The sequence below is a fragment of the Isoptericola sp. NPDC058082 genome, from assembly GCF_042885055.1.
In the GTDB taxonomy this organism is placed as follows: Bacteria; Actinomycetota; Actinomycetes; order Actinomycetales; family Cellulomonadaceae; genus Isoptericola.
The window spans coordinates 101,694-113,973 of record NZ_JBHVSQ010000002.1 but is presented as its reverse complement, the minus strand read 5'-3'; the positions used below and the strand labels follow the sequence as shown (position 1 = coordinate 113,973).

The following is a 12,280-nucleotide window of genomic DNA, read 5'->3' as shown; positions in this document are numbered from 1 at the left end:
ATGTCCACTCCCACCGTCGTCGCGGTCGTCGTGTCGTACAACAGGGCCGCGCTGCTCGTCGCGGCCCTCGACGCGCTGGCCGCCCAGAGCCGGCCCGTCGACCGCGTGGTCGTGGTCGACAACGCGTCGACCGACGACGCCCTCGAGGTCGCCCGCACCCATCCCAGCGCCCCCGACGTCGTGGCGCTCCAGCGCAACACCGGCGGCGCGGGCGGGTTCGCCGTCGGGCTCGCGACCGCCGTCGCCGACCTCGACGCCGACCTCGTGTGGCTCATGGACGACGACACCGTCCCCACCGAGACGGCCCTCGAGGCCCTGCTCGGCGCGCGCGACGCCTATGCCGGCGACGTATCCGCGATGGCCAGCCGCGTCGTGTGGACCGACGGCAGCGACCACCCGATGAACACGCCGCGCAGCCGGCCGGGCGCGTCGCCGGCCGAGCTGGCGCGGGCGCGCGCCGCCGGCGCGATGCCGGTGCGGTCCATGTCGTTCGTGTCGATGCTGGTCGACGCGCACGCGGTGCGCGAGCATGGCCTGCCCGTCAGCGACTTCTTCATCTGGAACGACGACTTCGAGTACTCGACCCGACTGCTGCGCCGCGGCACCGGTCTGTACGTCCCGGGCAGCGTCGTCGAGCACCGCACCGCCCGGCTGGTCGGCACCGACCACGACCCCGGCCCGCGCTTCTACTTCGAGGTGCGCAACAAGGTGTGGACGTTCACGCGCTCCTCGGCGCTCGCGCCCTCCGAGCGGCTGCTCTACGGCGGCTCCACGCTGCGGCGCTGGGCCCGCACCGTCGTGCGCTCCTCCGCCCGCGGCACCCTCCTCAAGGCCGGCGGCCGGGGGCTGTGGCACGGGATCGTGCGCCGGCCGCGCGCCGACACCGAGGTGCTCGCCGGGGTCGGGCCCGCCGCCCTCAGCGTGGCGCGGCTGGAGCTCGCCCAGGACGACGCCGCCGGGCGACCGGCCGCCCGCAAGGCCGCGGCGACCACCGTGCCCGCCGTCGTCCGGGGCGCCCTCGACGACCACCGGTTCTCCGTGCTGCTGCCCGTGTACGCGGGCGACGACGCCGCGCACCTGGAACGCGGCTTCCTGTCCGTCACGCGGGACCAGACGCTGCGCCCGGACGAGGTCGTGGTCGTCCGCGACGGGCCCGTCGGCGACGACGTCGCCGCCGTGCTCGGCCGCCTGCACGAGCTCACCGACGTCCCCGTGACCCTGGTGCCCCTGGAGAAGAACGTCGGCCTCGCCCGCGCGCTGGAGGCCGGGCTCGAGGCGTGCAAGCACGAGATCGTGGCGCGCGCCGACGCGGACGACATCTCCCGGCCCGAGCGGTTCGCCGTGCAGGTGCCGCTCGTGGCCGCCGGGTGCGACATCGTCGGCTCCGCGATCCAGGAGTTCGACGACGACGAGCACGCGCCCGGCATGGTGCGCGTGCCGCCGACGGGCGCGGACATCGCGACCACGGCCCGGTTCCGCGACCCCTTCAACCACCCGTCGGTCGTGTACCGGCGCTCCGCCGTCGCCGCGGCGGGCGGGTACGAGCACCTGGACCTCATGGAGGACTACCTGCTCTTCGCCCGCATGATCGCGGGCGGCGCGGACGCGGAGAACGTCACCCGGCCGCTGGTCCTGTACCGCGTCGGCGCCGGGGCGTACGCGCGCCGCGGTGGCCGCCGTCTGCTGGCGTCCGAGCTCGCGCTCCAGCGCACGCTGCACGCCGAGGGCTTCCTCACCGGGCCGCAGATGGTGCGCAACGTCGTGGTGCGCGCCGGCTACCGCGTGGTGCCGGAGTCGGTGCGCAAGGCCGGGTACCGCGCGTACACCCGCCTGCGCGGCGGCTACGAGCCCGACCGACCGACCCCCTGACCAGGAGGACAGCATGACCGACCTCGTCGTCGTCGGTACCGGGCTCTTCGGCCTGACCGTCGCCGAGCGGATGGCCGAGCAGGGGCGCAAGGTGCTCATGATCGACCGTCGTGACCACCTGGGCGGCAACGCGTACAGCGAGACCGACCCGGACACGGGGATCGAGGTGCACCGGTACGGCGCGCACCTGTTCCACACGTCGAACGAGCGGGTGTGGGAGTACGTCAACCGGTTCACGTCGTTCACGTCGTACGTGCACCGCGTGTACACGACGCATCGGGGCGAGGTGTTCCCGATGCCGATCAACCTGGGCACGATCAACCAGTTCTTCCGGTCGGCGCACGGGCCGGACGCGGCGCGGGCGCTGGTGCGCGAGCAGGCGGCGGAGCTCGAGGGCCGACGCCCGACGAACCTGGACGAGCAGGGCGTGTCGTTGATCGGTCGGCCCTTGTACGAGGCGTTCATCCAGGGGTACACGGCCAAGCAGTGGCAGACGGACCCGCGCGAGCTGCCGGCGTCGATCATCTCGCGCCTGCCGGTGCGGTACACGTACGACAACCGATACTTCAACGACACGTACGAGGGCCTGCCGACGGGTGGGTACACGGCGTGGTTGGAGCGGATGGCGGACCACCCGAACATCGAGGTGCGGCTGTCCACCGACTTCTTCGACGACGCGCAGCCGGTGAGCAAGCAGGCCGTGGTGGGTCAGGTGCCGGTGGTGTACACGGGGCCGGTGGACCGCTACTTCGACGACGCCGAGGGGTCGTTGTCGTGGCGGACGCTGGACTTCGAGCGCGAGGTGCTGCCGGTGGGGGACTTCCAGGGCACGCCGGTGATGAACTACGCGGACACGGAGGTGCCGTACACGCGCATCCTGGAGTTCCGCCACTTCCACCCGGAGCGGGAGTACGCGGGCGACAAGACCGTCATCGTGCGGGAGTACTCGCGCTTCGCCGAGCGTGGTGACGAGCCGTACTACCCGGTGAACACGCCCGCCGACCGGGACCGGCTCAAGCGGTACCGCGAGCTCATGGCCGACGAGCCGGACGTGCACTTCGGGGGCCGGCTGGGCACGTACCAGTACCTCGACATGCACATGGCGATCGGCTCCGCCCTGTCCATGGTGGACAACAAGCTCACCGCCTGACACCGAACGAACCCTCCTGCTGCCGAACAGGCGGTTGACACCGTTATGGGCGCCACTCGACACCCATAACGGTGTCAACCGCCTGTTCGGCGGGCCGCAGCGAGAGCATGGCGGACCGCGCTGCCGACCACCCCGCGGGCGACGTGCCCGCCGTCGAACCTCAGCAGGTGGATCCCCAGCACGGTGAGCGAGTTGTCGCGGTCGCGATCCCTCCGGTCACCGCCGGGGAGGTCGTCGTGCCAGGCACGCCCGTCCATCTCGACGACGAGCCATCCGCCGGGCACCCGCCAGGCGAGGTCGCCGACGGCGAGGAGACGACCCGACCGACCGTGCAGGGGAAGCTGGAGCGTGTCCGGCGGCACGCCCTCCTCGAGGCACTGCCAGCGAGCCATCGACTCCATCGGTGACGCGGCGCGCGGGTCGGCCAGGTCCCACAGGTCGTGACGGGACGCGACGCCGCGGCGCCCGCGGGCGTGGTCATGGGAACGCCCGAGGCCATGACGGTCGACGGCCTCGAGCCGCAGCGCCGAGTCCAGCACCGCGAGCGCATGCGCCATCGGGAGCTCCGGAACCGCTTGGGCGAGGGCCCACGGGGCGGTCGCGATGCGGCGGTGCCCGGTGCGACGGTCGCCGAACTCCACCGTCGAGAGTCCGTCGTCGAACTGTCGCAGGGGCACTCCGGGACGTGAGGCACGTCGGGACGCCGACGGCAGCGCTGCTTCCGGACGGGTCACGATCGGCAGCCCTTCCACCCCGTGCATCGCGAGCGCGGACGTCCCGACAGCGATGGCGTCGGGTCCGTAGGCGAGCATGCCGATCCACGCCTCTCTGCGACGCAGGTGGCCGTGCAGGATGTCGCCCGGTGACTTCGGCGGCCATGGCGCCAGGAGCGGCACACGGGCGGTGGCGAGCGGTGGGACCGCGCGCCGGGGCACGTCGGACGCGGTCCGCGCACGCGGGGGGACAGGCACGACGTCGAACACCCCACGCACCACGGCGTGCCATCGGCCGGCGGCGACGAGCCGCGAACGGCGCGCCGCACCGACACCGTGCCGTTCGCACTGGGAGGAGCCGAGCAGTCCCTCCTGGGCGTCGGCCACCTCCTGGAGCAGAGGGGGGATCCCGGCGAATGTGCGCATCCCGCCACCGCACCACCTGTAGCGAGACGTCAGCGGTGGCCGGGCGCGATCTGTGGACGGTCGGTACCTGTGGGCAGCCTCCGCACCTTGCTGCCGAACAGGCGGTTGACACCGTGATGGGCGCCGAGGAGCGTCCATCACGGTGTCAACCGCCTGTTCGGCGCTGGGGGAGGAGGCCGGTCAGACCGGGAGGCCGACGTCGCGCAGCTCGCGCTCGAGGTAGGGCGTCATGGTGAGCGCGTACGTGGCGGTGAGGTGGTGCGTGTCCCGGTACACGTTGACGCCGCCGATGACGGCGGGGCAGGTGCCGTCGTCGCAGTAGAGCGACGTGAGGTCGACGAACGAGGCGCCGGGCACCTCGTCGGCGGCCTCCTCGTACACCTGCGGGTCGGGGAACGCCTGGTCCTCGGGCAGGTCGCACCGGGTGGGGTCGGCGGCCAGGCCGCCGTCGAGGCACTGCGACGGCTCCTGGTCGTGCTGCGGGTTGTCCGAGAGCGCGACGACGGGGACCCCCCGCTCGGCGACGGGCCGCCACGCGGCGGCGAGGTCGGACGCCTGCCGGTCCGGGCTGCCCGAGAGGAAGTCGAGGTACCCCGTGGTGACGACGGCGTCCGTGGACCCGGCGTTCCGCTCCAGCCACGGCTCGAGCCTGTCCCGCCACTCCTCGCAGGTGCGGGCGCGCTTCCCGTCGGCGTCGACCGGCCCGGTCGTCCAGGCGCACGAGTTCTTCAGGTGAGCGGTGACGCTGAGCCGCCCCTCGGCGGCGAGCTGCCGGAACGCGGGGAGCAGGGCGCGGGCGTGCGAGTCGCCCACGAGCACGACGTGCGGCACGTCGGGGTCGTCGACCGGGCCGAAGGAGCAGTCCGCCAGCGCGGTCCCGTCGACGTCGACGAAGCAGTCCCGGGGCCCGGCGACGTCGTCTGCGACCGCGACCGGCGCGGGGACGACGACGTCGTCGAGGGCGGGGTTGTCGCAGGGCTGCTCGGTGTCCATCTCCTCGGCGCCGAAGCAGGACGGCGGGTCCGCGACGATCCGGTCGGCGATCGCCTCCTGCTCCTGCGCGTGGTGCTGTGCCAGGGCGAGCCCGCCCCCGGCGACGAGGGCGAGCGCGGCGGTCCCGGCGGCGGTGACGCCGAGGGCACGTCGGGGGACGTGCAGGCTCCAGCGTTCCGTGAAGCGCGCCGGGTCCTCCACCCAGCGCTTGGTCGCCGCGGCCAGCAGCACGACGCCGGCGAGCAGGACGACCCGTTCGACCAGGCCGGCCTCGTGCCCCAGCACGAAGGGGGCCAGGACGATCGCGGGCCAGTGCCACAGGTACAGCGCGTAGGAGATCTCGCCGGTCTGCTGCACGGGCCGCCAGGCGAACAGGGACGTCGGGGCGAGCCGCCCGGACGGTGCGCCGGCGGCGACGACGGCGACGGTGCCCAGCACCGGCACGAGCGCCGCCGTGCCGGGGAACGGCGTGGAGTCGTCGAAGGCGAGGGCGCACGAGACGAGGACGGCCAGGCCGGCCCAGCTGAGCACGGTGCGGGCACCGTCGCCCGTCGGGCGCCGTGCCGGCCGCGAGAGCCAGAGGGCGAGCAGCGCGCCGGCGCCGAACTGCCAGGCGCGGGTGGTCGTGGCGAAGTAGGCGGGCGCCGGGTTCGCCGACGTCAGCCACAGCGAGTACGCGAACGACGCGACGGTCGCGGCGACGAGCAGCAGCGACGTCGTGCGGCGCACGGTCGCCCCCCGCCGGGCGGCGACGACGGTGCCGAGCACCACGAGCAGGGGCCAGACGAGGTAGAACTGCTCCTCGGTCGACAGCGACCAGTAGTGCTGGACCGGCGACGGGTCGCCGTCCGAGGCGAGGTAGTCCACGGCGTCGCCGGCGAGCACCCAGTTCTCGACGTACAGGGTGGCGCCGAGGGTCTCGCGGAACCACTGCTGCCACAGCGACTGCGGGGCGAACAGCAGCGTCGCGACGAGGGTCGCCGCGAGGACGAGGTACGCGGCGGGCAGCAGGCGGCGTGCCCGGCGCGCCCAGAACCGCGCCAGCCGGATCCGGCCCGTCGACTCCGCCTCCCGCAGCAGGTGGCCCGTGATGAGGAAGCCGGAGATGACGAAGAAGACGTCGACGCCCACGTAGCCGCCCGGCAGGCGGCCGGGCCAGAAGTGGTAGAGGACGACCAGCCCCACGGCCAGCGCCCGCAGCGCCTGGATCTCCGGGCGGAAGCGTCGCGGCGGGCGGCGGGTGTCGCCGTCCGCCGCGGCGGGCGGGCCGGACGGATGGTCGCGGACGAGCGTCGTCATGCGCAGGGGTCACCGTGGAGATCGGGGGCGGAGGGCCGGAAAGGCTAACCACGAACCCGATGCCGAGGGCAAGCCGGCTCGCGCACGGGGGCCTCGGGAGACGCCGGACGCGGACCGACGTGGGCCCCGCGGGTCACGAGGCGGCGGGCAGGACGACGCGCGGGGGCGGGCCGGCGACGGGGGCGGCCGCGGCGTGCACCGCGAGCTCGTGCGCGGCACGGAGGCGGTGACGCTGCTCCGGCGTCGCGCGGTCGGTCCACCAGGCCTCGGGGACGGCGTGCGGGGTGACGGTGACGCCGCGCGGCACGAGCAGCCGCGAGAGCGTGAGGGCGGCGGCCGACGGCAGCGTGACCACGCGCTGGCCGGGCCGCAGCCCGCGGAGCCGGATCTCCACCGGCGCGCCGGGTGCGTCCACCTCGATCCCCGGAACCTGCTCGAGGAGCGCCGTGACACGGGGGTCGTGGCGGCGGTGCGGCACGTAGCGCACCGGTCCGTCGGCGGCGACGCCGCGCACCCACGCCAGGTACCGGTCGGGGTGCAGCAGACCGTCGGCCGCCAGCGCCGACCCGACCACCACCGTCCGCTCCGCAGGCGCCTCGGCCGGGGGCCTGCCCTGCAGCCACTCGAACCCGTGCTCGAGCACGTCGATGCCCAGCAGGCGGAGCCAGGCGCGCAGGTCCGGGTCGAGCGGGAGGGCGGTGCACAGGCTCAGCCCGCCCGCCTCGGCCACGCGTCGCATCCGGAGCGCCGCCAGCGCGCCGAGCCCGAAGCGCAGCGACCCGGGCGGGGCGCCGATCCGCACCAGCGAGCTGCCGGACGTCAGGCGGTGGGCGAGGTCGAGGGTGGCGAGCCCGTCGTCCACCACGACGATCCGCGTCGGCGGCCGCAGCGTCCGGACCAGCGCGGACTGGAAGGCTCCGGAGAAGGGGTCCCCGACCACCACGACGTCGTGCGGCAGGTGCCGCGGCACGGGTGCCAGGTCCACGTCGAGGTCGCCGGGCAGGCCGAGGGCGCGCACGGCGTCCACCCCGGCGGTGAGAGCGGGGACGTCGGCGCGCGCCAGCACCCGGGTGCGGGGACCGGCGTGCCCGGCGGCGTGCGCCTCGACGGCGCACAGCAGCTGGAGCGGGGACTCGACGAACGCGGTCACCTCTCCACTGTCACCGCGTCGGGCGACGAGCAGGGGACGTCGGCGTGGCCGGGGGATGAACGCTCGGTGCTCGTCCGGGGGCGCACCCGTGGCTGCCCGGCAGTTCCTGAGGTTCGATGGGTACATGTCCGGACGGAGCGTGCGAGACCGGTTCGTGGCCGCGCTGCGCGGGCGGTCCGCGTCGGACCGGGCGGGCCGTGACGAGGACGCCGCCGCGCTCCGCGCGGAGCTGGACGCGCGCAGCGCCGAGGTGCGCCGGCTGCGCCGCCGGGTCCGCGAGCTGGAGGCGGGCCTGCTCGACGACCTGCCCGAGCAGGTCGGCGCCGTCGCGCGCGCGGTGCGCGCCGAGCACCTGACGCTGCTCGGCGCCCGCCCGCTGCACGACCTCGCGCACGCCGTGCTCGACGCCGAGGCGCGGGCACTGCCCGGCGTGCTGATGGAGTGCGGCACGGCCCGCGGTGGCTCGGCCGTCGTGATGGCGGCGGCCAAGGCGCCCGGGCGCCGGCTCTTCGTCCACGACGTCTTCGGCCTCATCCCGCCGCCCACGCAGGAGGACGGTGCGGACGTCCACGCCCGGTACGCCACGATCGTCGAGGGGCGTGCGAAAGGTCGTGGCGGGGAGACCTACTACGGCTACCGCGACGACCTGTACGGCGAGGTGCGGGACTCGTTCGCCCGGCACGGTCTGCCGGTCGACAGCTCCGGCGTGACGCTCGTCCGGGGGTTGTTCGAGGACACCCTGACGGGCGACGACCCGATCGCCGTCGCGCACCTGGACGGCGACTGGTACGCGTCGACCCGCACCTGCCTGGAGCGCGTGGTGCCGCGCCTCGTCCCCTCGGGCCGGGTCGTCGTCGACGACTACTTCGCCTGGTCGGGCTGCCGCAGGGCGGTCGACGAGTTCCTCGCGCGCGACGGCGCGAGGTACGGCCTGGTGCGCGAGATGCACGCGCGCCTCCACCTGGTGCGCGCCGGCTGAGTCAGCGCCCGGCGGTGTCGAGGCCTCTCTCGAGCCCGGACCGGACGCCCTGGCGCAGGCGGTCGTGCACGCGGTTCTCCACGAGGTGGTGCAGCACGACCGCGAGGGCCAGGGAGAGCGCGGTGGCGAGCCCCAGCACCACCCAGCGGGGCGCGTCGTCGTGCAGCACGTCGATCACCGCGAACCCGAACTGGCCGTGCACCAGGTACAGCGGGTAGGTGAGGGCGCCGAGCGTCGACAGCACCCGCCAGTCGAGGTGCCGCAGCGGCCCTGCGCTGAGCGCCCAGAGGAGCGCCACCATCGCGACCACCGCGGCAGCGCAGACGACCGCGGAGACGGGCGCGCCCACCAGCTCGGAGGCCCGGTCGGCATAGAGGTACGCCTGGCGCACGCACAGCACGCTCGTCAGGGCGACGGCCAGCCACACCGCGAGGTCGCCGCCGTCGCGGTAGACGAGGAAGAGCAGCATGCCGACGGCGAAGTAGGGCGCGTAGGAGGGGATCAGCACCGCGCTCAGCAGGTCGGCGTCGTTCGCCCTGGCGAGCTGCGCGACGAGCGGCCACAGGACCGCGAGGGCGATGACCCGGCGGCGGGTGATCCCCACGAGGATGAACGCCCCCACGATCAGGTAGAAGAGCATCTCGAACCAGAGGGTCCAGAACGGGCCCTGCACGTCGGTGGCGTCCCAGGCGTTCTGGATCATCGTGAGGTTGAGCAGCGAGTCCACCGCCGAGGCGTCCCGCCCGTCGTGCCACACGAGATGCAGCATCACCGTCAGGACGACGGCGGCCCAGTAGGCCGGGAACAGCCGGGCGACGCGCGACGCGGCGAAGGCGCTGACCGGGCGGCCGTACGCCGTCATGAGGATGACGAACCCGCTGATCATGAAGAACAGCTGGACGCCGAGGAACCCGTAGCGGGTGACCTGGTTGAGCCCGGGGAAGACGTCGGACGGCGCGGCGCCCCAGTGCGGCATGCCGATCCCCGTGTAGTGGTAGCCGAGCACGAGGAGCGCGGCCAGGAATCGCAGCCCGTCCAGCCCGCGGAGGCGCGGACGGGACCCCACCCGTGCTGGGGCGGAGCTCCCGGCGGACGGTACGGACGTGGTCGGCAGGGAGAACATGGGCGGCGACGATACCTGGTCCGGTGACCTGGGCGACCATCCCGGGAGGAGAGCTCGGACGAGAGGTGGTGCGGCGCGGTTACCGAGCGGCAGGGTGCACGGACCCTGTCACCCGCTCGTGCCACAGCTCCTGACGCGCGACGTAGGCGTCGTCCCACGGCTTGGTCGGGTCGGCCCAGTGCACGAGCCGTGCCGGGGCGTCCGGCAGGTCCCGCGTCGGCACGTGGTCCCAGGCCGCGTCGAGCTCGGTGCGGTGCGGCCCGACGTACAGGTGCAGGGCCTCGCGCGCGTCGATCCGGAACTCCCGCATCGCGACGAGCGACTCCGCCGCGTACCCGTCGGCCCGCAGCCGCGCGAGGTCGAGCACCAGCACGTCGGCGTCGAACGCGTTGAAGTCGAAGACGTGCCGGGCGTGGATGCGGCGGTAGAAGTCGTACGCCGTCGCCGGTGCGTCGTCCAGGCGGCGGGCCGCCCGGTACAGCAGGCCGAAACCGCTCGGGTCGGCGTGCGACGTGTGCCGGGCCGCGACGGCCGTGGAGCCCAGGTCGACCGCCGCGAGCTCCGCGACGTCGTCCAGCACGACGGCGTCGACGGGCAGCACCACCGCGCGGTCCACGCCGGGGAGCAGGTGCGGCAGCAGCACGTGGTGCGCCCGCTGCGACGAGTCCAGGCCGAGCGAGCCGACGTCCAGGGCCGTGGTGGGCACCCGGTGCACGGAGGTGCGCTCGGAGAGCTCCGGCAGGCTGAGCGTGGCGACGCCCGGCCCCACGAGCCAGACGCGCAGCGGCACGGACGCGGACGAGTCGAGCGCCCGCACGGCCTCCGCGACGTGGGGGAGCTGGGGGCGCCGGGGCAGGAGGACGACATCGACGGCGCCGTCCACGGCAGGGGCCGTGACCGCGGCGGGGGCGGCCACCGTCGCCGGAGCGGCGGGGAGCGCCGGCAGCGGTGTCGCCGCGGCGTGCCGGGCCCGGGCCGCCTCGACCTCGGGTGCGACGGTCTCCCGCCACAGGGCGTAGACGTGCTCGGCGTCGCGGCCCTCGAAGACCGCCGTGAGGACGGGCTCGAGCCGCGCGATCATGCCGGTGCGGATGGCCTCGAAGCCGTCGTGGTCCAGCGGGTGCAGACCGCTGAAGCGCACGTCGGCGAAGTTCGCGGGCTGGAAGTCGACGTCCAGGCCCAACGACGTCGTGGGCAGGTAGCAGTGCAGCCGCTTCGTCACCACGTGCGTGAACGACGTGCGGTACCACTCGAGCAGCCGCACCGCCTCGCGCATGTTCTCCACGAACGTGCGGTCCTTCACCTCGCGGTAGCTCTGCTTGATGTTGTCGTGCCCGTCCGGCACGGGCTCGCGCACGGCGTCGACGTACACGGTGGCGGGCGCCGGGCGCTGGTCGAGCTCGGGGAAGACGGTGCTGACGGTGGTCGTGAGGCAGCCGGAGAAGAAGGCCGGCACGTCGAGCGACAGCAGCAGGTCGACCGTGGTCCAGTCGCGGCAGCCGACCGGGCCGTGGGCGCGGAGGTAGTCGAGCACCTCGGGGGTCAGCAGCCCGCGCTTGTTGCAGTGGAAGGAGACGAAGATCGGCCGCAGGTTCTCGTGCATCGGGAAGTCCCAGACGCCGGTGCCCGCCAGGTCGTGGGAGTGCCAGCCGAACTCGAGCAGCCAGGTGCCCTCCGGGAACGACTGGAAGGACGACCCGTCGCGGTCCACGCGGTAGAGCTCGACGTCGGTCGCCTCGCCGTCGAGCCGCAGCTCCGGGCGCACCCGCTCCTGCATGTCCTGGGCGAGGCCGACGAGGTCGTCCCGGCCGTGGAAGCGCAGGTTCTGGCGGCGCACGACGTGCCCGAGGGAGGACAGCGTCTGCACGTGGTCGCCGATGTTCTGCGACGACTTCCCCTTGCCTGGCTGCACGTAGTCCATCACCGCGAAGGGCACGCGGGTGCCGGGAGCCGGGGTGGTGGTGTGCCGGTCGGCCCCGCGCCAGCGCTCGAGCCACGCGACCTCGGCGGCGCCGCCGGGCCACTGCTCCTCGTTCCCGCGGTACGCCGCGACGAACCGGTCGTGCACGGCGTGCCGCAGGGCGTCGTCGCCGTGTGCGAAGACGTAGCGCAGCGCCGCGTGCCAGGTCCGCGCGCCCGGGGCCGCGCCGGCGCCGTCGAGCCAGGTGCGCACGAGGGCGAGCCCGCGCTGCGGGTCGACGCGGAAGAGCGACTCGACGTAGGGCACGGGCGCCACGGCCAGTGCGTCGCCCGCGCGGTCGAAGAGGTCGAGCGCCCGCTCGTGCAGGTGGCGGCGGTGCGCCACCAGGCCGCCCGCGACGAGCGCGTCGGGGCCGGGGGACGGCGCGGCCAGGGCCTCGTCGACGCGCGACTGCGCGCCCTTGAGGTCCTTGGCGTGCAGGAGGCCGCGGACCTCGTGCACCACCGGGTGCGTCCGGGCGAAGACTTCCCGGGCGGAGGGTTCCGGCCGTCCGAGCGCGGCGCGCAGAGCGCGGCGGGCGCCGCGCAGCAGGGTGGCGGGGTGCAGCGGGCGAGAGGGCATCAGATCTTCCGGTTCCGGGACGACGGGCCGGCCGAT

The 12,280-nt window shown here is 74.3% G+C and carries 8 protein-coding genes; 3 read left to right on the top strand and 5 right to left on the bottom strand.

Annotated elements, in window-relative coordinates; translation table 11 throughout:
• Nucleotides 1-1,869, top strand: coding sequence for a glycosyltransferase (locus ACFVS0_RS03510; protein ID WP_430587180.1), 1,869 nt, complete (start codon nt 1-3; stop codon nt 1,867-1,869).
• A gap of 13 nt (nt 1,870-1,882) precedes the next feature.
• The gene (glf, locus tag ACFVS0_RS03505) at nt 1,883-3,019 is read left to right on the top strand and encodes a UDP-galactopyranose mutase (RefSeq protein WP_430564259.1); all 1,137 of its coding nucleotides are present in this window, start codon (nt 1,883-1,885) and stop codon (nt 3,017-3,019) included.
• 74 nt (nt 3,020-3,093) lie between these two features.
• On the opposite strand, the gene ACFVS0_RS03500 is transcribed toward glf, so the two are convergent.
• The 3 genes from ACFVS0_RS03500 to ACFVS0_RS03490 form a co-directional block, all read right to left on the bottom strand.
• Nucleotides 3,094-3,576 carry a hypothetical protein gene (locus ACFVS0_RS03500; protein WP_430587179.1) on the bottom strand — a complete coding sequence of 161 codons (483 nt, stop codon included), beginning with the start codon at nt 3,574-3,576 and terminating at the stop codon, nt 3,094-3,096.
• A 762-nt stretch (nt 3,577-4,338) separates the two neighbouring features.
• On the bottom strand, nt 4,339-6,450 hold the full coding sequence (locus ACFVS0_RS03495; protein WP_430587178.1) for an acyltransferase family protein: 2,112 nt from the start codon (nt 6,448-6,450) through the stop codon (nt 4,339-4,341).
• 133 nt (nt 6,451-6,583) lie between these two features.
• Nucleotides 6,584-7,600, bottom strand: coding sequence for a hypothetical protein (locus tag ACFVS0_RS03490; RefSeq protein WP_430587177.1), 1,017 nt, complete (start codon nt 7,598-7,600; stop codon nt 6,584-6,586).
• A 124-nt stretch (nt 7,601-7,724) separates the two neighbouring features.
• Between ACFVS0_RS03490 and ACFVS0_RS03485 the strand changes: the two genes are divergently transcribed.
• Entirely contained in the window at nt 7,725-8,579 is an 855-nt protein-coding gene (locus ACFVS0_RS03485; RefSeq protein WP_430587176.1) for a TylF/MycF/NovP-related O-methyltransferase, read from the top strand.
• A gap of 1 nt (nt 8,580) precedes the next feature.
• Here ACFVS0_RS03485 and ACFVS0_RS03480 read toward each other — a convergent pair whose 3' ends face one another.
• The gene (locus ACFVS0_RS03480) at nt 8,581-9,702 is read right to left on the bottom strand and encodes an acyltransferase family protein (protein ID WP_430587175.1); all 1,122 of its coding nucleotides are present in this window, start codon (nt 9,700-9,702) and stop codon (nt 8,581-8,583) included.
• A gap of 79 nt (nt 9,703-9,781) precedes the next feature.
• Nucleotides 9,782-12,244: a hypothetical protein gene (locus tag ACFVS0_RS03475; protein ID WP_430587174.1), complete on the bottom strand. Its 2,463-nt coding sequence runs from the start codon at nt 12,242-12,244 to the stop codon at nt 9,782-9,784.
• Nucleotides 12,245-12,280: the final 36 nt, after the last annotated feature.

Bases quoted from the DNA above. Each gene is read 5' to 3' on its own strand.
- ACFVS0_RS03510 (WP_430587180.1), top strand. From the start codon at position 1: ATGTCCACTCCCACCGTCGTCGCGGTCGTCGTGTCGTACAACAGGGCC.
- ACFVS0_RS03500 (WP_430587179.1), bottom strand. From the start codon at position 3,576: ATGGCGCATGCGCTCGCGGTGCTGGACTCGGCGCTGCGGCTCGAGGCC.
- glf (WP_430564259.1), top strand. From the start codon at position 1,883: ATGACCGACCTCGTCGTCGTCGGTACCGGGCTCTTCGGCCTGACCGTC.
- ACFVS0_RS03475 (WP_430587174.1), bottom strand. From the start codon at position 12,244: ATGCCCTCTCGCCCGCTGCACCCCGCCACCCTGCTGCGCGGCGCCCGC.
- ACFVS0_RS03480 (WP_430587175.1), bottom strand. From the start codon at position 9,702: ATGTTCTCCCTGCCGACCACGTCCGTACCGTCCGCCGGGAGCTCCGCC.
- ACFVS0_RS03485 (WP_430587176.1), top strand. From the start codon at position 7,725: ATGTCCGGACGGAGCGTGCGAGACCGGTTCGTGGCCGCGCTGCGCGGG.
- ACFVS0_RS03495 (WP_430587178.1), bottom strand. From the start codon at position 6,450: ATGACGACGCTCGTCCGCGACCATCCGTCCGGCCCGCCCGCCGCGGCG.